This window comes from Bacillus sp. RHFS10, assembly GCF_016757475.1.
Taxonomy (GTDB): Bacteria; Bacillota; Bacilli; order Bacillales; family Bacillaceae; genus Bacillus; species Bacillus subtilis_G.
On record NZ_JAESPO010000032.1, the window covers coordinates 1 to 418 of the forward strand.

At 58.9% G+C, this 418-nt stretch carries 1 pseudogene; it reads right to left on the bottom strand.

Going from position 1 to position 418, the window contains the following annotated elements:
• Positions 1–417: pseudogene (locus tag JMN17_RS21860) on the bottom strand (hypothetical protein); the annotation flags it as partial.
• Position 418: the final 1 nt, after the last annotated feature.

The window sequence follows — 418 nt, forward strand, 5'->3', positions numbered from 1 at the left end:
GATCTGCGACATCGGCGATCCCACCGGTCCCATGCTGAAGGCCAGAACGTACATCGTCCGCCCCTGCATGCACCCGTCGAAGAGATCTTTCAACTTCTTGCGCATCTCATACGGGTTCACCCAATTATTCGTCGGGCCCGCCGCATCCTTCGAAAGCGAACAGATGAAGGTCCGGTCTTCCACCCGCGCCACATCGTCGGGAGTCGAGCGCGCATATTAACAGCCCGGCCACAATTCCTCGTTGAGGTTGGTGAAAGTTCCGCTGGCAGTCAGCAGCTGACACAGGCTCTCGTTCTCCTCGGGCGATCCATCTACCCAATGAATCGCCGCCGGCTTGGTCAGCCGCGCCATCTTTTCCACCCAGCGGATCAGGTGACTGTTTTCGCACAAGGGTGTTGCCGGGTTGCGGTTAGGCATC